Below are 19,980 nucleotides of genomic sequence, written 5' to 3'. Positions count from 1 at the left end.
GTTCCTGAATATGCGGAACATCCTTCTTTTCTTCATTATAATCTTTTCTCAAGCTCTTCTTTCTCTTGTTCAAATCCAGGTTTGCCAAGCAATGCAAACATATTCACTTTATATGCTTCAACACCAGGCTGGTCAAATGGGTTTACTCCAAGCAGGTAGCCGCTGATTGCGCACGCCTTTTCGAAAAAGTAAACCAGATATCCGAATGTATAAGCATCAAGTTCCGGGACTTCAACGATCAGATTAGGCACCTGGCCATCTGTATGTGCCAGAAGTGTTCCCTGGAATGCCTTGTCATTAATCTCATGAATTGTTTTTCCTGCGATATAATTGAGTCCATCTGAATTTACTTCATCCGCTTCTAAAGTCATTTCTTTTTTTGCTTTATTCACATGCAATACTGTTTCGAAAAGATCTCTGCGTCCATCCTGAACATATTGTCCAAGGGAATGCAGGTCTGTAGAAAAGTTAGCTGACGAAGGGTAGATTCCTTTTTGGTCTTTACCTTCACTCTCACCAAATAGTTGTTTCCACCATTCTGCAAAATATTGAAGACTTGGCTCATAGTTAATGAGCATTTCAATGGTTTTGCCTTTGTTGTACAGGATATTCCGTACAGCAGCATATTGATAAGCAGGGTTGTTCTCGATTTTTGGATCCGCCAGATCTGTCATTGCAGCCCGAGCCCCTTGCATCATTTCGTCAATTGAAATACCGCTGACTGCAATTGGCAATAATCCGACAGCAGTTAATACAGAATAACGGCCGCCAACATCATCAGGAATGACAAATGTTTCGAAGCCTGCCTGATCTGCACTTGTTTTTAATGCACCTTTTTCCTTATCTGTTGTTGCGTAGATTCTTTTCTTCGCTTCTTCTGTCCCATATTTTTCTTCCAGATACTTTTTGAAAATGCGGAAGGCGATAGCTGGTTCAGTGGTTGTCCCACTCTTTGAAATAATATTGACCGATACATCTTTATCTTTGAGTACATCAAATAATTCACTCATATAGGTGGAACTCATGTGATGTCCGACAAAAATGACCTGTGGTGCATTTCGTTCTTCCTTGGAAAGAAGGTTTTGAAATGAATGGTTCAACATTTCAAGTGCAGCCCGTGCACCTAGATAGGATCCGCCGATACCGATAACTAGTAATACATCTGAATCCTGTCTGATCTTTTCAGCGCTTGCTTTTATCCGGGAAAATTCCTCTTTGTCATAATTCTCAGGAAGGTCAATCCATCCCAGGAAATCACTTCCTGCCCCTGTCTTATTGTGTAAGGCAGTATGTGCTGTTTGAACATAGTCATCCAGGTTATCCAATTCGCTCTGATTGAAAAATGAAAGTGCTTTGTCATAGTTAAACGAAACATGCGTCATATGTATCCTCCTTTAGAAGCTTCCGATTTATATATTCACTTTACCCAAGTGAAGTTGATAAATCAAGAAAGAGGTAACCTAAATTGATTGACTTCAGCCAATGCAATTTAGGTTACCTCTTTCTTTTTTTAAAAATTACTTCTTAAATTCCTCAGATTGCTGAATCCATTCTTCCAGCTTGTCTTTCAGTGTATTGAAACCAGCTGTGTCATTGTCCTCTTGTTTAGTATTTTGAGGCTTCCTCGCTTTTGCCTGTTTTTTTGGTGCTTCTTCTGTCGCACGAATTGATAGGGATACTTTATTATTCGCTTCATCTACGTTAAGAACCTTAACTTTCACTTCGTCTCCAACTGCTAAATGCTCGTTAATATCTTTTACATAACCATGTGTAACCTCAGAGATGTGAACCAATCCCTGCACCTCTTCATCTAAAGCTACAAATGCACCATATGGTTGTATTCCTGTTACTTTACCCTCTAAAATTTGACCATTTTCAAATTTGTTTGTCATGCTGAACAACTCCTATATATATTCGATTCTTTTTACACAATAAATTATTTTAACACAGATCGTCCTAACTCGCAAAAATAAATAGAAAAATAGACTTGGATTTTCTTGAAAAACAGTTACCATGGTGCAATTGCAATAAGGATATCGCCTTTTTCCAAAATAAAGTCTGGTGCAGGATTGATCTTCCACTTTTCCTGTCTTATGATTCCTAAAAGCAGCTGGTTTTTCTTTAGGTAATAGGCAGAAGCCTGCAGAAATGTCTGGTTTTCCAGCTCTTCAGTGATTTCTGTATGATAGAATTGCTGGCTTCTCAGCAACTGCAGGACATCCTCAAACGGTTTTGCCGTTTTTACTCGTGACAGTTCATGATAAAGCAGTGCACTCATGAAGTCATTTGATTTAATAATTGTATTTGCACCGGCGCGCAAGGCATTTTCTATTTGCAGTCTCGATAAAATTTCGGCAATAATTGGAATGTCCTTGTTATTGCCTCTAATTGCTACGGTTGACAGAATTGTTTCATTGTCAGCCCGCCGTTCTTTTTTGGAAATATCCGCAGTAATAACGACTCGATCAGCTTTATCAATGTTAGCCTGTTTCAATGTTTGATCTTCCGTTGGATCACCGTGGATAAAATGGACAGGATAATGCTGGAAGGCAAGATGATCTAACGTTTTATCAATAAGAATAATTTGAACATGCGGATCATTATCAACAGTTATATCGATCAATTGCCTGGTTCGTTCATTCCATCCAATAAATATAACGTGACCGCTGCCTCTAAAAGCCACTTTTCCACTTGCCAGATTATGCTCATGTTTAAAAGTAGCCGATGCAAAAGCGGTAATATAATATGCAATCAATCCGCCGCCCGAGAGGATTAGAAAAATTGTAATTACTCTGCCCTGTGTAGTCAGTGGCACATAATCACCATAGCCAACAGTAGCACCAGTGACGAACGCCCACCAGATGCCATCAAATATAGAAGGGAATTGCTGTGGCTCGATAAAATGGATAATGATTCCAAAAGTAGACATCAATATAAAAATAGTTAACAGCAGTCTGATTATTATTGGAATTTGTAAATAGAAATGTTTAATTAATTTCATGCTCATATGCTTCACCTTTTTTATCTGGATGCAATCTGTGGGCACGTCCAGATACTTGCCCAGAGTTGAGAGACACCTGCTCGAACTTGAGAGACAATGTTATAAAATTGAGATATAAAGCTGGAAAACTGATTTATGTCTCAACTTTAATTTAGTTTCTCTCAACTAAATACATTTATCTCTCAAGTTCAAGGGAGTTTCTCTCAACATTGCAAGTCAATAGCCCCACGTATGATTGCTATCTACATAGTATTGGCAAAGCAATTACCTGATTATACAAAAAATGACTGATACCTATTTGTACCAGTCATTCAAAATTTACTATGCATGCTGCAATGTCTGTTTTAAGCTTTTATATATTTCATCCCAGAAATCGGTGTTTTCGCGAAAAGATTTATTCATAAACATGATCATCTCACTGAATTTTTCCTTATAATCCGCTGCTTCTTTATCCGGCAGGGCATTACTTGCCTCGTCAACAAACTGTTGAACTTTTTGCGCGCGTGGTCCCCACTTGGCAACCTCGTTTCCGGATTCGTCGATAAAAATAAAAATAGGAATGGAGCGTGATTTTCCATTTGTTAAATATTGGTCCATTAATTCCAGGTTCTGATCACGAAGCAATACCCGGACTTCTATATCCGATGCTTCGGATAGACGAAGAAGAATAGGCATATTTACCATTGCATCGCCGCACCAGTCCTCAGTCAGGACAATAGCCCGGAGGTTCTTATTTTTAAGCTCTTGATGAAAAGCTTCATCTTCCGGCAGTGGAAAATTATCATAAACATGCAGCAGTCCTTCTTTGTTTTTTTCCATTGATTCAATGTATGTATCCACCTGCATTCCTTTTTCAAACCATTGATTCAGTGTCATTACCAATCACTCCTCGTTTATTCGTTTCTTAAATAGTACTTAATTACACCTGCTTCGTAAACAAATGTGCTCTAGGGAATAATTTTTGCTATGATTGTACTAGTATATTCTACGAGGAGGAAAAGATTTTGGAAAAAGCGAATCAGGAATTTTTACTGGAATTATTACATACACCGTCGCCATCAAGCAATGAAATGGAGATTCAAAAAAAATGGATAAATTATGTAAAGGATTTTGCTGATGAGATCAGGACCGATAATGCAGGAAATGCAATCGGAATCCTGAATCCGGATGCTCCTTTTAAAATTTTGCTTGCAGGGCATTGTGATGAAATTGCACTTGTACTTAACCGGATTGATGACAATGGCTTTTTACATTTTGATAAAATGGGTGGTATTAATCCAAAAGCAGCTGTGGGCATGAAAGTTACTGTGCTAGGCTATAATGGAAGAACCACAGGAGTTATTGGGGTAAATGCACAGCATCATGGCGGTTTGAAAAATGATTTCGGCCTTGATGATTTATTCATTGACTGTGGGTATAAGACAAAGGAAGAAGCAGAAGAAGAGGTGCAAATTGGCGATTTAGCGGTTTACAAAACAGAGCCGGAAATATTGAAAAATCGTTATGTTTCAGGCAGAGGGCTAGATAATCGGACAGGCTCCTTTATTGTTGCAGAAGTATTAAAGAGACTTTCAGAAAAAGGCTGCTCTGTAGGGGTATATGCGGCAAGCACGGTAAATGAAGAGACAAACATGGGTGGTGCATATTTTGCTGCTGCAGGAATCGAACCAACGATGGCAATAGCCTGTGATGTCACGTTTGCGACAGATTATCCTGGTGTAAATAAAAATAAGCATGGGGATGTTCGTCTGGAAAACGGACCAGTTCTTGCTAAAGGTGCACCAATCAACATTAAAATAAATAAACTTCTTGAAAAAACAGCGAAGAAATTAAATATGAATGTACAATATGAATTAACTCCGAGAATGACAGGAACAGATGCGGATAAAATGCGTCTAACAGGCAGGGGAGTCCCCGTTTCCCTCGTATCTTTACCATTAAGGTATATGCATTCACCTGTCGAAACGGCAAGTTTAAAAGATATTGATGAAGAGATCGAATTACTTGTTACCATGATTGCTGAAATGAATGGAAATGAAAGTTTAAATCCATTGGACGATTAAGTGAATAGGCATTAAATTATGAGCCGGTGATCAAATGATTGCCGGTTTTTTTTTGTGAAAACTTACTTTACAAAAAAATGACAATATTTCACGTAATAGTTCAAAAGGAAGCGGAATATAACAATAAACACGAATATATCTCTATTTTTTGTAATTAAAGGGGGTGAGAAAGTCCTTTGTTTTCATCTTATTCGAAAATATATTTTAATCTATGATAAAAACCTGGGACTATCCATTCATTTTTTAATCTAAAGGCGTTAAAAGGAAATTAATGGATTTACAGGTATTCCTTTTGATTTCTTGTTATACCAGGGATTTCAGTCAGTTTTTAATCAAAAAAATAAACTAAATCGGGTACATAGACTATGAAGTAGAAAAGGAAAAAACAATACTAATCTATCAATTTTGAATATTCAGATTTAATTCGACGTCATTCGACACAATCTCTAATGGTATTCTATTATACTCGCAATAACAACTAGATTCTTTACATACACCTGAGAGCCGAACCTGTTCAAATAAAAATGAAGGGAGGACTGAGGTTTTTTGTCAGTTAAGGAAGTATAGCTGCTTTCTTACTGCATAAGTGCATAAGGAACACTTCGAAGCATTGGCATCGCAGACGGAAAGTACTTTTCGTTGAACTAAGGCATCCAGCTAAAAGCTTGGCGAATGCCAAGTCTTCTAATCTTTCTGTGAAGGAGGACTGGGGAGCGGTTCAAATCGCTTTGTTTTAAAATCGAGGGGAGGAAATAATTTTGAGGAAAAGGAAAAGGCGTCAGGTTAAAGCAATGAGTATTGCAGCAACATTTCTAATGACTTTTTCTTTAATTGCACCAGGGGTCAGCAATGCGGAGTCATCCAATAAGCTCCATGAGTCATTGAATGATTCCAATAAGGTGACAGAAGCAAAAGTCAGTGATCGCTTGATCAAAGAATTCAAGGATGACGAGCAAGTAACTTTCCTTGTTAAATTCAATGAAAAGGCTGACACAAAGAAAATAGCTGAAGAATCGAAAGCTACTTCTTCCAAAGCAAATCTATCAGCACAAAAGACAGAGCTAATCCAGCGCTCTGCAGTTGTGTCAGAGTTAAAATCAACTTCCTTGACATCTCAGGCCAATGTTAAGCAATTTCTAGAGAAAGAGCTTGAAAATGGTAATGTTAAAGATTTTAACTCTTATTTTATTGTAAATGGAATGGCAGTTACTGCTACGAAAGAAGTTGCGGAAAAGATTGCAACATTTCAAGAGGTAGAAAAGATTCTGCCTAACGAAACGCGTGAGTTGTTTACTACTGTTACAGAGAATGCAAAAGCTCCTGCTTCGGAAATTGCCAACGTTGAATGGAATGTAGAAAGAGTTGGTGCTCCGGGAGTATGGGATATGGGAATTGATGGTTCTGGAACAGTTGTAGCGAGCATCGATACAGGTGTTCAGTGGGATCATCCAGCTTTAAAGGAAAAATACCGTGGTTATGACGCTTCAACTGATGAAGTGACTCATGATTATAACTGGTTTGATGCAACAGCTGGACAAGATACACCGTATGATGATCAGGGTCACGGCACGCACGTAACCGGAACAATGGTAGGAAGTGAGCCAGATGGATCGAACCAGGTTGGGGTAGCTCCTGGTGCAAAGTGGATTGCGGTTAAAGCATTCACGGCAGCTGGAGGAACTGATGTTGATCTATTGGAAGCAGCCGAGTGGATAATGGCTCCGACAGATGCAGACGGAAACGCCCGTGTTGATTTGGCACCAGATGTTGTCAACAATTCATGGGGCGGTGGACCTGGTCTTGATGAGTGGTACCGCGAAGTTGTGCAGAACTGGAGAGCTGCTGACATTTTCCCTGAATTCTCAGCAGGTAACACCACATTATTCAATCCAGGCGGACCAGGATCCATTGCAACGCCAGCGAACTATCCAGAATCATTTGCAACTGGGGCAACAGATGCAAGTGATGCTTTGGCAAGTTTTTCCTTACAAGGACCTTCTCCTTATGAAGGTGATATCAAACCGGATATTTCTGCTCCGGGTGTAAATATTCGTTCATCTGTTCCTGGCGGTGCTTATGAAGGTGGATGGAACGGAACATCCATGGCGGGACCTGCTGTCTCAGCAGTTGCAGCGCTTTTAATTCAGGCAGACAGCAGTTTGACAATTGACCAATTGGAGGAACTAATTACCGAAACAGCAGTTCCTTTAACAGATGGAGAATTTCCTGATTCTCCTAATATGGGATATGGTTATGGGTTAGTTAATGCATATGATGCAGTTTCAGCTGTTATGACTGGCCTTGGAACAATTGAAGGACAGGTTACAAAAGAGGGAGAGGATACAGAAGCTCCTACTTTTGAACACGTTGCTTCTGCAGAGACATATGAAGGAATGGATCTTGATCTTACCCTTCAGGTTTCTGATAATATCAGTGTTGCTTCTGTAGAGGTAGTCTATAATGACGGACAAACTGTAGAAGCAGATCGTATTTCCGGTGATTATAAATCAGGTGAGTATGCTGTAACAATCCCTGGTGAAGAAATCAGCGGAGATTCATTCAACTATCATTTTGTTATCAATGATTTTGGAGACAATGAAGTTACAAGTGACGAATATTCTGTTGCAGTTTTATCAGGAATTTCAGTAGGGTATTCAGAGGACTTTGAAGCAACTCCAAATGGCTGGACTGTTTTTGGTGAAAATAACAGCTGGGCACATGGAGTACCGGTAGCTGGTCCAGAAGGTGCAGCTTCTGGAGAGAATGTTTATGCAACAAATCTTGAGGGCGACTATGACAGTAACTCAAATACTACACTTATGATGCCGCCAATCGATTTGCCGGAGGGAGAATCATATCTGCAATTCAATCAATGGCATAATCTGGAGAAATATGATTCAGGCCGTGCTTATGATTTTGGACATGTATTCATCTCAACAGATCAGGAAGAATGGACACAGCTATTGACTGTGGAAGGATTGACTGATGATTGGGAAAGTGCAGAAGTTGACCTTTCTGAGTATAGCGGGCAACGCGTATACATTGGATTCAATCTGACAACTGATGGAAGCGTAACTCGTGACGGATGGTATATTGATGATGTAGCACTTACAGACACTTCAGACAGTGCCAGCGCATCATTAGGGGTAATGCCAGGAAAAGGCAATGGTAAAGCACTAGGCTTAAATAAAGATAATAAAAATGCAAAATCTTACAATATGGGCTTAGGGGTTATCAAGGCAAATGATAAGGCAGAAATGAAACCTAAAGTGGACCCTGCTAAAATTAAGCCTGCACTTCCAAAAACGGAAAAAGCTCCAATTGAGGATGAAGCTATCACACCAGCCCTGCTTCCATTAGGTGCACAGGTAAGTGTGCTGGAAAGCGGACGCTCAGTGAACACTGATCCGGAAAATGGAAGCTATACTTTACTTCATGCTGCAGGTGACTTTACAGTTGTAGCAGAAGCATATGGATTCCATCCAGAAGAACAGTCTGTGACGGTTGAAGCAGATGAAACAACGGAAGCTGATTTCACATTGGAAGAAATGGATCAATATGAAATTAGCGGAACAATAACAGATGAAGCAACTGGGGAACCGGTTGAAGGTGCAACTATTCTATTGGTAGAAGATGCAAATATTGCACCAGTTGAATCAGGTGCTGATGGCAGCTATTCACTGACTGCTTATGAAGGTACGTATACACTAAAAGTACTTGCAAGAGGCTACCACGGAACAGAGGTGGAAGTTGAACTGGATGGTGAGGATGCCAATGCAGATATTTCACTTGAGCCATTCTACACTGTTCCAGGCGGAGAAATCGGATATGATGATGGAACCGCAGAGAATGCACGTGCATTCTATGATGCAGGAAATGGCTGGGCAGTAAAAATGTCACTTCCGGAGGGTGAAGAATCAGGTATTGTAACAGATGGTGTCTTCCAATTCCATGGTACAGACTGGCCAGTTCCAGGAGGCACTGAGTTTGCTGTAGAAGTTTGGGATGCAAACGGTCCTGATGGTACACCAGGTGAAAGAATAGCTGGACCTGTGGATGCAGAAGCAACAAGAAGTTTGGATGAATGGACAGTTGTTGACCTGAGAGAACACGCTATTCAAGTTGAAGGCGATTTCTACATGGTATATATCCAAACTGGCGCGAATCCAAATGTACCTGGATTAGCAACAGATGAAAATAGCCCAAATGCTGAACGCAGCTATCAATATGTTGCAGGTGCCTGGTCACAATCACCTGCTGCTGAAGGAAACTATATGATTCGTGCACGCGTCAGCTATGAGGTGGAAGAGCCTGTTATTACGTCACCGTCAGAAGACTTAATAACAAACAGTCCTGAACTTACTGTCGAAGGTACAGCTTCACCTACAACTACTGTTCAATTGTTGAACAATGGGGAGGAAGTTGGAACTGCAGAAATTGGCGATGATGGTCAATTCGCAATCCCTGCAGAACTTTCAGAAGGTGATAACGTACTGACTGCAGTATCGTTGCTTAATGGTACACCAACTGGTGAATCCGAAGCTGTTACAGTCACTTTGGATACAGAAGCACCAGAGTTGACAATTGATAATCCAACAGATGGCGATGAATCAAATCGCGAAACAGTAACAGTTGAAGGTACAGTTTCTGATGCAAACCTTGACTATGTTGAGGTTAATGGTCAAGAAGCGGCAGTTACGGATGGAAGCTATTCCAAACGTATCCTGCTTGATGAAGGAGAAAATACAATTGAAGTAGAGGCTGCTGATTTGGCTGGAAATACAACAGCAGAATCTGTAACAATTGATGTTGACTTCACTGCACCGGAAATTGAAAACTTAACACCAACTGAAGATGTATATATCGAAGCTGGTGAAAGTGTGAAAATCGAATTTGACAGTGAGCCAGGTTTAAGATCTACATTCTTTATCCACATGCCACTGACAAATGCGAGCAATAGTGTTGCCAATGCTACAGAATTGCCGATGATGGAAATGTCAGACGGTCATTATGTAGGATATTGGACAGCAACTAGCAATGCCTATGCAGAAGGTGGAGTTATTGAAGTTAAAGTAGTTGACGACTACGGTAACGAAACCCGCGAGCAGGCAGAAGGTAAATTGTTTATTAATGTAGAAGAGTGATCTTGGAATAAGGTCATTGAGTAAAGGTGCGGAGGCGAAATGCCTCTGCGCCTTTTAATGTTTTTAAGTTGATTAAGTTAGACTAGAGATGGCTGCGGACAGTTTCCCGATACCAGATTTTGCTGCTGAAGCAGGTGAATGTCTGCTATATACAACTTCAGTGCCAAATCTAAAAATAAAAGGCCACATTATTTCCACAGGAAAAATAGCAGTAACATAATCCACATTAAATTTCCATAGTATGTGAGCAAACCCCTTTTCAAATGTTACATATCTATGTATAATAAGAATCAATAAAAGAATAATCGATTCCATCTTCGGGGCAGGGTGAAATTCCCGACCGACGGTAAGGAGCATATTTTGTTCTAAGTCCGTGACCCACATTGCTTCTCGCATGTGGCTGATCTGGTGAAAATCCGGAACCGACAGTTACAGTCTGGATGGGAGAAGATGTCGAGCCAATTTCAGGTGCATATTTATGTGCCTAAGTTTCCAATGAAATTATACCCTAAGGCCCCATTAGGCTTTAGGGTTTTTTATGTTTTTTTATGGAAAATGGCCAATCCTTCATCACGAGATTGGAATCGATTAAAGATGAAGGAGGAAAATATGATGCAAAATACAAAAAGGCAATCATCAAATTTATTGAAGCTTATTATTCTAGCATTGCTAGGAACCATTTCACTTGTATTATTTTTCTTGAATTTTCCATTACCGCTGCTGCCAAGCTATTTAAAGATTGATTTTAGTGATGTGCCTGCATTAATGGCTGGTTTAATTTTTTCGCCGATAGCTGGTGTTATCGTAGTTGCAGTGAAGAATATATTATACCTGGCTGTTTCTGGAGCAGGTGATCCGATCGGGGTTGCAGCAAATTTCATTGCAGGTGTTATGTTTGTAGTACCTGTTTCCGTTCTATACCATAAATTTAAAGGTGTAAAAAGTATTGTCTCAGGACTAGTCGCTGGTACAGTTATTATGGCACTTGGAATGAGTGTGCTGAACTATCTCTTCATTTTGCCGGCATATGGCTGGTTCATGGGCTGGGAAATGACCGAACAATTTAAATGGTTTTCTGTATACGCAGGGGTATTGCCATTCAATATAATAAAAGGAATTGTTGTTGGGTTATTGTTTGTTCCATTATTTGTAAAAATGCGCACATGGATAGAACAGCAGCAAAGAAAAGTAGCATAGAAATTGTTTGGGGAAGCTAATCTCAATTAAGTTGGGGTTAGCTTTTTTTAGTGGAATTATATATTGTGTTGGATTATTGCACGCTTATCGGGAATATTGCGCGTTTATCGGGAATATTGCACGTTTATCGGGAATATTGCACGTTTATCGGGAATATTGCACGTTTATCGGGAATATTGCACGTTTATCGGGAATGTTGCGCGTTTATCGGGAATATTGCACGTTTATCGGGAATGTTGTGCGTTCATCGAGATTATTGCACGCTCATCGGAGATATTGCGCGTTTATCAAATTATCACGCCATCAACTTACCTTTACAGGAACAAAAAATTCGCCCTAAGTATAGGGCGAAACTTAATCTATTCTTCTTCAACCAGATTTCTAGCTGTTGGCTGTGCTTCCAGTCGCTCGACAGGGATTGGTTTTCCAGATTTTTCGCTTAAGCCATAGGTGCCATGTTCAATCTTTTCGAGAGCATTCTCTATTTCTTGCATCCGATCTTTTCGGACGAGTTTCAGTCCTGCATCTCTTTCCTGTTCAAACTGTTCTGTCCCCATGTCGGCAGGGTGGTTATCATAGTCTGCTAATTCCTGGATGGCATCATTTGGACTGTCGGTTTGATTATTTTTCATTAATTTTTCTGTCTCTTGTTTCATTTCGAGTAATTGGTTCTTTAGTGATTCTAATTTTCCCTCTGTTAACTGGTCATGTGCTGTCATTTTAATCACCATTCCTCTGATTATTTTTTGGGCACTATTCCAATCGTGCATCTTGAAATGCAAATAAGATTATCCTGTTCATCCACAATTTTAATTTCCCAGACCATTGTCGTTCTGCCAATATGAAGTGGAACTGCTTTTGCGGTAACCACACCGTCCCGTTTGCTTTTTATATGATTTGCATTTATTTCTATGCCGAAAACATTCATCTTTTCATTATCAACATGGGCAAATGCTCCAACGCTTGCAGCTGTTTCTGCAAGTGCAACATTTGCACCGCCGTGCAAGTATCCTGCAGGCTGGTGTGTACGTCCGTCTACAGGCATTGTTAATTCTACCCGATTTTTATCAAGTGAAATTACTTCGATTCCAAGTGCTTCCATTAATGTGTTTTCAAGCTTCATTCGACCTCATCCTCACCTAATTAGAAAAACGTACTGAATAGTAATGATATACCAAGAAGCAGACCGTAAATAGTATTATTTTTCCCTGTAGCAGCCATTGCCGGCATCATTTCAATCGGAAGCGTTCTTCCTTTGAATTTTTTAATTACTTCTATACTTTTCAAGATACCGAAAAAGGTGATAAGGGACCAGATTGGAAGTATATCTGAAATGATAAACAATGCTGTAAGTACAAATGCAGCAGTAAACAATGATGCTAGAAATAGGACTGCATTTTTTCTGCCAATTAGTATCGCAATTGTTTTTCGTCCATTTTCTTTGTCCCCATCCAAATCCCGAATATTATTGGAAAGCATAATTGTTCCAATGAATATAGCTATTGGAATAGATACCCAGATAACTTCTGATGTAAGTGTGCCTGTCTGAATAAAATAACTTATCCCGATGATAACTGTACCCATAAAAAAACCCGAAAACAATTCACCAAATGGAGTATAGGCAATTGGAAAAGGGCCTCCTGTATACAAGTAGCCGAAAAGCATGCAGATTAAACCAATTACAGCAATCCACCAGCTGGATGCAATGCATATATATACTCCTAGTAAAATAGCAATTCCAAAAAAAGCAAAAGCGAGATACAACACCGTTTTTGGCTTAATTCCATCGCGTACAATCGTGCCGCCAATTCCAACAGAATGCTCTGTATCCAGACCACGTGCAAAATCGTAATATTCATTAAACATATTTGTTGCAGATTGAATAAGAATGGATGCGATCAGCATTGCCAAAAATAAGAGGATATGCATCGAACCATCCGTAAATGCAAGCATTGTGCCTACAAAGACAGGTATAAATGATGCCGTGAGTGTATGTGGACGCAATAGACGCCACCAGATTTGAAAACCTTCCTTTTCATTTAAAGCTTTCTTTATGTTTATATTATTTGTCGATTCCATGCAAGACTTCCTCCTGAAATGTATCAATATCATATTAATTTTAGGCAAATTGTCATAAGGTGTCAATCAACGGATTAGCTTTCTCTTGAGAATAAATGTAAAAGAGCATAAAATAGATATGGATAATTGTCCATCGTGTGTTAACGGAGGTATTTACAGATGATTGAAATAAAGGAAGATCAACTAGAGCATATATTGGATCGGGCGATTCAGAGCATCTCATCCGATGATGTTCTTCAGCTTGTCAGTATAACCAAAAGTATAAATAAAACTGATCCACTCACTTTTTTTGATGGGGTAAAGACATTAAAAAAGGACCGGATATTTTGGACAAGCACGACAGATGAATTCTGTCTTGCTGGTGTAGGAAGTGCATATGAAATCAGTGCAGATGAAGCACGATTTGAAATAACGGAAGATAGATGGAATTCCTTGCTTGATGAAGCAATTATTTACAATCCATATCAAGTGCCGGGGACAGGTGTTGTTGCACTTGGAGGAATGGCTTTTGATCCAAAAAAGAAACAGACGGCTTTATGGAAAAAATTTAAACCAAGTCAATTTACTATTCCAGAGTATATGCTCACAAAAAATGAAAACAGTTATTATTTTACAGTAAATATAGTTGTAAAGAAAGATGATCACCCTGTGCAGCTGGCTAAGGGAATCATGGAGGCTGAGGCAGTAATTTTCAGCAATCAGACTTCAGCTTCAGGAAATGCAGCGATTAGTAAGAAGAAAGAAATAAAACCTGAACAGTGGAAAGAAACGGTTCGTCAGGCTACAGAGGAGATTCGTGAAAAACAGACGGAAAAGATTGTCCTGGCAAGGGAAATGCGTCTGAAATTTAACAAGCATGCAGAAATTGGCCAGATTATAAAAAACTTAATGGATACACAGTCAAATAGTTATGTTTTTGCTTTTGAAAAAGGTGAAGACTGTTTTGTAGGTGCGACTCCTGAGCGACTTGTAAAACTTGAGAATGAACACCTATTGTCTACATGTCTGGCAGGCACCGCCCCAAGAGGTGCAACACCTGCAGAAGATAAGAAGATTAGCAATGATCTTCTCCATGATGATAAAAATCGTCAGGAGCATGATTTTGTGGTTGAAATGATAAAGCAATCCATTAAAAAATATTGTACTGACATTAACATACCGGAAGAGCCTGTGATTTATCCATTAAAAAATTTGCAGCATCTGTACACTCCCGTGACTGCAATATTGAAAAACAGCTATAGCATTTTCGATATTATTAAACAGCTGCATCCAACTCCTGCACTGGGTGGTACCCCTAAAAAGGAGGCCATGGAATTTATCCGTGAGCATGAATTACTGGACCGGGGGTGGTATGGTGCCCCGGTTGGCTGGCTGGACAGTAATAAAAACGGAGAATTTGCCGTGGCAATCCGCTCCGGTTTAATACAGGGAAATGAAGCCTCTTTATTTGCCGGGTGTGGTGTTGTTAAAAATTCCAATCCGGAGGCTGAATATGAAGAAACGAATATTAAGTTTCTGCCGATGCTGTCTGTTTTAGGGGGTCAAGCATGAATCATACGGAAACATTAACTCGTTATACAGCTAATTTTGTCGATGAGCTCAGCATAAATGGCCTGACCGATGTAGTGATATCACCCGGGTCAAGGTCTACACCACTAGCTCTCACATTCTCTGAACATAAGCAAATTAAGGAGTGGATCATCATTGATGAAAGATCTGCTGCTTTTTTTGCATTAGGGATGGCTAAACAGACAAAGAGGCCTGTTGCCCTGGTTTGTACTTCGGGGACTGCTGCTGCAAATTACTTTCCGGCAATTGTTGAAGCGCATTACAGCAGGGTACCATTAATTGTGCTTACAGCTGATCGTCCGCATGAATTGCGTGATGTTGGTGCACCACAGGCAATTGAGCAGTTAAAACTATACGGCGATTATGTGAAATGGTTTCAGGAAATGGCGGTTCCTGAAGCGACTCCAGCAATGCTCCGGTTTGTGCGAAGTAAAGCAGCACGTTCGGTGTATATGGCTCAGGAAGGGAACGCAGGACCAGTGCATCTGAATTTTCCGTTCCGTGAACCACTTAATCCTGATTTTTCATTGGAAAATATCTGGGGCGTCGAATATGAACAGTCCTATATGCCAGCCCTAGATGGAAAGAAAAGACTTGAACAGAATCAATTAGAACAGCTGATTGAAAAGTTAAAGGAAAAGCAAAATGGAATAATCGTTTGCGGGCCGCAGACGGATGAAATCTTTGCTAAAGCAGTAACGAATTTAGCTGCGCAGTGGGAGCTGCCGGTTTTAGCAGATCCATTGTCACAGGTTCGTTCCGGACAGCATCATAAGGATAATGTCATTGAAACCTATGATGCTATCCTAAGAAATGAGGAGATCCGGGAAAAACTGAAGCCTGATTTTATTATTCGATTTGGTGCCATGCCTGTCTCTAAGCCTTATCTTTTTTATGTTAAAGAACATATTCAGGCAATGCAGCTTGTTGTCGAAAGTCATACTGGATACCGGGAACCTGCAGGGAATGCAACAGAGTTTATTTTTGCAGATCCGGTATTGCTTTGTGAGGATCTAATTCAAACAGAAACTGCATTGAATTTTGATACAGGCTGGCTGGATGAATGGAAGCGAATGAATCTTATTGCCAAAAAGCATCTGCTGAATGGAACAGAAGAGAAAATAACTGAAGGTGAAGCCGTCCGAGGATTAATGGAGGTTATTCCGGATTCTTCAAGCCTGTATACAGGGAACAGTATGGCAGTAAGAGATGTAGACACTTTTTTCATGACGACACCTAAGAATATTTCTGTACTCGCAAATCGCGGGGCGAATGGAATTGACGGTATGGTTTCAAGTGGAATGGGTGCAGCTGCATCTGGTGACCCTGTAACATTGCTGTTGGGTGATTTGTCTTTTTTCCATGATATGAATGGATTGCTGGCGGCAAAGCATTATAACCTAAATATAACGATTCTTATCGTCAATAATAATGGTGGTGGGATTTTCTCTTTTCTGCCGCAAGCAAATGATCAAAAACATTTTGAAGCACTATTTGGCACACCAGCTGACGTGGATTTCAAACATGGTATAATGATGTATGGTGGGGAATATTCTCTTGTTTCAACAGAAGAGGAATTGAAGGAAGCACTTTTTACAAGTTATCAGAACAAGGGGCTATCTGTTGTAGAAGTGAAAACAGACAGAGTGACCAATGCACAGTGGCACAGGCATAAATGGAAACAAATAGAAACAGAAATTCTGGGGGATGGGAATTGATACGGGATGTATTATACTGTAAATGGAGCACGATATTGGTATGAAATACATGGGAAAGGCTATCCGCTAATAATGCTGCATGGTTTTACTGGTTCAAGTGCTACATGGTCCAATTTTATAAAAAACTGGCAGGAAGGACTGCAAATTATAACAGTAGATTTGCCTGGACATGGAAAAACCAGGACTCGCTATCCTAAGACGATGGAAGAATGTTGTGAGGATTTAAAGGACTTATTTGATTATCTGGGGCTTGATGAGTTTCACTTGCTTGGTTATTCCATGGGTGGAAGAACAGCGTTATCTTTTGCCATGATATATCCGAAAATGATATCATCACTAATATTGGAGAGTGCATCGCCAGGTCTTGCAACGGAGGAAGAACGTAAAAAGCGGACTCTGAAAGATGAAGCGCTTGCCAAAAAGTTAGAAGAAGAAGGTATCGAGGCGTTTGTTGACTTCTGGGAAAATATACCACTTTTTCAATCTCAGAAAAACCTGCCGAAAGAAGTTCAGCAGGAGATTAGGCATGAACGTCTATCACAAAAGGTACGCGGTCTTGCCCAGTCATTGCGCTATATGGGAACAGGCAGCCAGCCATCCTGGTGGGATAGGTTGGATCAATTTGAAAAACCCATATTATTATTCGCTGGGGAATACGATGATAAGTTTATTTCTATAAACAAATTGATAGAAGGACACCTGCAAGGTGATTTGCAAGATGGCGGATTAATCGTTTGTGAAAATTCAGGACATGCAATTCATGTGGAACAGCCTGAATTTTTTGGTAGAATGGTACAGACGTGTGTTTTTGGAGCTGAACTTTATAAACGAATAAGAAAAGAGGAGGAATAGGATGACAGTACAATGGGAGCAAGTAAGAGATTACAAGGAAATTATTTATGAAAAGTATAATGGTATAGCTAAGGTGACGATGAATCGTCCGGAAAAGCACAATGCGTTTACACCATTGACAGTAAACGAAATGATTGATGCGTTTGCCGATGCCCGTGACGACTCATCCATCGGTGTTATCATTTTAGCAGGTGCTGGAGATAAAGCATTTTGTTCTGGAGGAGATCAGTCCGTGCGCGGCCATGGTGGATATGTAGGGGATGACCAGGTGCCACGCCTGAATGTGCTTGACCTGCAGCGTTTAATGCGCACCATTCCAAAGCCTGTAATTGCGATGGTATCAGGCTATGCAATCGGTGGAGGACATGTACTTCATGTTGTCAGTGACTTAACGATTGCAGCAGATAATGCAGTATTTGGACAAACTGGACCGAAAGTTGGAAGCTTTGATGCTGGCTATGGAGCGGGTTACTTAGCACGTATGGTTGGTCATAAACGTGCACGTGAAATCTGGTACCTGTGCCGTCAATACAGTGCAGAAGAAGCATATGAAATGGGCATGGTTAATACAGTCGTACCACTGGAGAAACTGGAAGAAGAAACACTCCAGTGGTGTGAAGAAATTCTTGAAAAATCACCTACTGCACTAAGGTTCCTGAAAGCATCCTTTAATGCGGATACAGATGGACTTGCAGGGCTTCAGCAAATGGGTGGAGATGCTACACTTCTTTACTACACAACAGATGAAGCAAAAGAAGGAAGAGATGCATTTAAAGAAAAAAGAAAGCCTGACTTTAAAAAATTCCCGCGTTTTCCGTGATTGGAAGATAGTTTTTATAGAGAACCTTTGCTTTTGCGGCAAAGGTTTTTCTTTACATAGAAAATAAGTCCGCAATAAAATTTTGGAGTGATGAAACATGCAGGAAACAATCCCGCATTGGCTGAGCAAACAGGCAGATTTGGCACCTGATAAGACAGCAATTGAAATAGAAGATGGGTATTGTTTAACGTTTAAAGAATTGGAATATAAAAGTAAAGGCTTTGCCAGGAAATTGGCGCGTCTCAAGATTACAAAAGGAACACATGTGGGAATTTTATCAACGAACGAAATTCCGATGATAATCGCCATTCATGCATTGAGCTATTTAGGAGCGGTAGGTGTTTTATTAAATACTCGGTTAACCCCAGAGGAGATTAACTTTCAGCTGAAAGATGCGGAAGTTTCGATTGTTCTAACAGCAGATCATTTAAAGGAAAACTCAAAAGGAATCAAAGCTGAGACAATTCATTCCTTTTCAGAGATTGATGAACTGGAAGAAAAAGAAGTAAGACTTTGTACAGAGCTCAATCTGGCTGAAACTTTTACGATAATTTACACTTCAGGCACTACCAGCTTTCCAAAAGGGGTTATCCATACATATGGGAATCACTGGTGGAGTGCAGTTGGATCAGCATTGAATTTGGGAATCCATTCTGACGATAAGTGGCTTATGCCATTGCCGCTGTTTCATGTCAGCGGCTTATCGACATTGATAAAAAGTGTTATGTATGGAATGCCGATATATTTACTAGAGAAATTCAATGAGCGGACTGTCCATCATGCAATCATGAATAAAGGAATCACTATAGTTTCTGTTGTTACAGTAATGGTACAGCGGCTTATGAGCTTTCTGGGTGACAAGAAATATCCTGAAAGCCTGCGCTGCCTGCTGCTGGGTGGGGGGCCTGCCCCGAAACCATTACTTGAAAAAGCTGCAGAAAGAAATATTCCAGTTTTTCAATCGTATGGCATGACGGAAACAGCCTCACAGATCGTAACACTTTCTCCGGACAATGCCTTGAAAAAAATTGGATCAGCAGGGAAGGCATTATTTCCAGCCCAGGTGAAAATTATGGAGCCAGGTGAGGACTCTATTGGTGAAATCCATGTAAAGGGGCCAATGGTTACTGCAGGCTATTTTAAAAATGAGGAAGCGAATCAGCAGGCATTTAATTCGGGATGGCTTGCCACGGGAGATTTAGGTTACTTGGATGAAGCTGGGTTTTTGTATGTTTCTGATCGCAGAAAGGATCTGATTATCTCCGGTGGTGAAAATATTTATCCATCTGAGATAGAAAGTGTTTTATCTGGTATGGAGCAAATTAAGGAAGCTGGAGTAACTAGTAAAGCGGATGAAACGTGGGGGCAGGTACCTGTTGCATTTATTGTGAAGAACAGTGAAGTAACGGAAGATGAAATATGGACATTTGCCAGGAAGCGTTTAGCCAAATATAAACTGCCTAAAGAAATACATTTTATTGACCACCTGCCGAGGAATGCTTCGAATAAACTAATCAGAAGCAGGCTGAAATTGTAA

The 19,980-nt window shown here is 40.1% G+C and carries 15 protein-coding genes and 1 riboswitch; of the genes, 8 read left to right on the top strand and 7 right to left on the bottom strand.

Going from position 1 to position 19,980, the window contains the following annotated elements; translation table 11 throughout:
* Window positions 1-35: 35 nt before the first annotated feature.
* The 4 genes from CIL03_RS09630 to CIL03_RS09615 all read right to left on the bottom strand — a co-directional run bounded on the left by CIL03_RS09630 (window position 36) and on the right by CIL03_RS09615 (window position 3,877).
* Window positions 36-1,382, bottom strand: a complete 1,347-nt coding sequence (locus CIL03_RS09630) for a glucose-6-phosphate isomerase (RefSeq protein ID WP_094885650.1) — start codon at window positions 1,380-1,382, stop codon at window positions 36-38.
* Between the two features lie 135 nt (window positions 1,383-1,517).
* A complete protein-coding gene (gene yugI / locus CIL03_RS09625) occupies window positions 1,518-1,892 on the bottom strand; it encodes a S1 domain-containing post-transcriptional regulator GSP13 (RefSeq protein ID WP_094885649.1) in 375 nt (124 codons plus the stop codon).
* 116 nt (window positions 1,893-2,008) lie between these two features.
* Window positions 2,009-3,001, bottom strand: a complete 993-nt coding sequence (locus tag CIL03_RS09620) for a potassium channel family protein (RefSeq protein WP_240508042.1) — start codon at window positions 2,999-3,001, stop codon at window positions 2,009-2,011.
* 321 nt (window positions 3,002-3,322) lie between these two features.
* A complete protein-coding gene (locus tag CIL03_RS09615) occupies window positions 3,323-3,877 on the bottom strand; it encodes a thioredoxin family protein (protein ID WP_094885647.1) in 555 nt (184 codons plus the stop codon).
* A gap of 128 nt (window positions 3,878-4,005) precedes the next feature.
* Here CIL03_RS09615 and CIL03_RS09610 point away from each other — a divergent pair, with 128 nt between their 5' ends.
* The 3 genes from CIL03_RS09610 (at window position 4,006) to CIL03_RS09595 (ending at window position 11,405) form a co-directional block, all read left to right on the top strand.
* Entirely contained in the window at window positions 4,006-5,064 is a 1,059-nt protein-coding gene (locus CIL03_RS09610; RefSeq protein ID WP_094885646.1) for a M20/M25/M40 family metallo-hydrolase, read from the top strand.
* Between the two features lie 758 nt (window positions 5,065-5,822).
* Window positions 5,823-10,208, top strand: coding sequence for a S8 family peptidase (locus CIL03_RS09605; RefSeq protein ID WP_094885645.1), 4,386 nt, complete (start codon window positions 5,823-5,825; stop codon window positions 10,206-10,208).
* A 309-nt stretch (window positions 10,209-10,517) separates the two neighbouring features.
* Window positions 10,518-10,664, top strand: a riboswitch (FMN riboswitch).
* Between the two features lie 156 nt (window positions 10,665-10,820).
* Complete coding sequence (locus CIL03_RS09595) at window positions 10,821-11,405, top strand: ECF transporter S component (protein WP_094885943.1); 585 nt, start codon at window positions 10,821-10,823, stop codon at window positions 11,403-11,405.
* 359 nt (window positions 11,406-11,764) lie between these two features.
* On the opposite strand, the gene CIL03_RS09590 is transcribed toward CIL03_RS09595, so the two are convergent.
* The 3 genes from CIL03_RS09590 to CIL03_RS09580 are packed head-to-tail and all read right to left on the bottom strand — an operon-like array spanning window position 11,765 to window position 13,484.
* The gene (locus CIL03_RS09590; protein ID WP_094885643.1) at window positions 11,765-12,124 is read right to left on the bottom strand and encodes a TraR/DksA C4-type zinc finger protein; all 360 of its coding nucleotides are present in this window, start codon (window positions 12,122-12,124) and stop codon (window positions 11,765-11,767) included.
* Window positions 12,125-12,144: 20 nt separating this feature from the next.
* Window positions 12,145-12,528, bottom strand: a complete 384-nt coding sequence (locus CIL03_RS09585) for a hotdog fold thioesterase (RefSeq protein WP_094885642.1) — start codon at window positions 12,526-12,528, stop codon at window positions 12,145-12,147.
* A 20-nt stretch (window positions 12,529-12,548) separates the two neighbouring features.
* A complete protein-coding gene (locus tag CIL03_RS09580; protein WP_094885641.1) occupies window positions 12,549-13,484 on the bottom strand; it encodes a 1,4-dihydroxy-2-naphthoate polyprenyltransferase in 936 nt (311 codons plus the stop codon).
* Between the two features lie 159 nt (window positions 13,485-13,643).
* Between CIL03_RS09580 and CIL03_RS09575 the strand changes: the two genes are divergently transcribed.
* The 5 genes from CIL03_RS09575 (at window position 13,644) to CIL03_RS09555 (ending at window position 19,980) form a co-directional block, all read left to right on the top strand.
* On the top strand, window positions 13,644-15,035 hold the full coding sequence (locus tag CIL03_RS09575; protein WP_094885640.1) for an isochorismate synthase: 1,392 nt from the start codon (window positions 13,644-13,646) through the stop codon (window positions 15,033-15,035).
* Entirely contained in the window at window positions 15,032-16,771 is a 1,740-nt protein-coding gene (gene menD, locus CIL03_RS09570; protein WP_094885639.1) for a 2-succinyl-5-enolpyruvyl-6-hydroxy-3-cyclohexene-1-carboxylic-acid synthase, read from the top strand. The genes CIL03_RS09575 and menD overlap by 4 nt, the downstream gene beginning before the upstream one ends.
* A 6-nt stretch (window positions 16,772-16,777) precedes the next feature.
* Window positions 16,778-17,623, top strand: coding sequence for a 2-succinyl-6-hydroxy-2,4-cyclohexadiene-1-carboxylate synthase (gene menH / locus CIL03_RS09565; protein ID WP_094885638.1), 846 nt, complete (start codon window positions 16,778-16,780; stop codon window positions 17,621-17,623).
* Between the two features lies 1 nt (window position 17,624).
* Window positions 17,625-18,443 (top strand): 1,4-dihydroxy-2-naphthoyl-CoA synthase, encoded by an 819-nt coding sequence (gene menB, locus CIL03_RS09560; protein ID WP_094885637.1) that lies wholly within the window; start codon window positions 17,625-17,627, stop codon window positions 18,441-18,443.
* A gap of 97 nt (window positions 18,444-18,540) precedes the next feature.
* On the top strand, window positions 18,541-19,980 hold the full coding sequence (locus CIL03_RS09555; RefSeq protein ID WP_094885636.1) for an o-succinylbenzoate--CoA ligase: 1,440 nt from the start codon (window positions 18,541-18,543) through the stop codon (window positions 19,978-19,980).

It is taken from the genome of Virgibacillus indicus (assembly GCF_002266285.1).
GTDB lineage: Bacteria > Bacillota > Bacilli > Bacillales > Amphibacillaceae > Virgibacillus_K > Virgibacillus_K indicus.
This window is presented reverse-complemented; position numbering and strand designations above follow the sequence as displayed.